Annotated in this window: 1 protein-coding gene; it reads right to left on the minus strand. The window is 42.8% G+C overall.

Going from position 1 to position 383, the window contains the following annotated elements:
- The coding region (locus ACYVTD_RS17725; RefSeq protein WP_461248938.1) for a phage minor head protein at nt 1–383 on the minus strand (383 nt) is incomplete at both ends.

Here is a 383-nt window from a genome sequence, read left to right on the forward strand (position 1 = left end):
GCTCACAGGCTTTGGGTTGGTTGGGGAAGTACTCGGTATTTCCATTTCCTCACCACCGGGATACATATTCTTAAATTCCTGCACGGCATTTTTTACTTCCACTTTCTGCTCTTCCAACAACTCTTCTTCCACATCCTTTACCTCATCATCAAGAATTTCCATAACGCACCGGCATTGAAAATCCTCACCGGGATGTAACAATGGCATTTCGCTGTCACGTTGCACAAAGCGATTTAAATGTTTATCCCAAACGACTGTTCTATCATTGACGTTGCAAATTTTCCCTTCCATAAGTAAATGCGAATCGCGGACGCGTTCATCTATGGATGTTCGCCATTTATATCTTTCAATACCGACCGCTTCAAATGTTGAACGGGTCATTT

This window comes from Treponema sp. R6D11 (assembly GCF_054786075.1).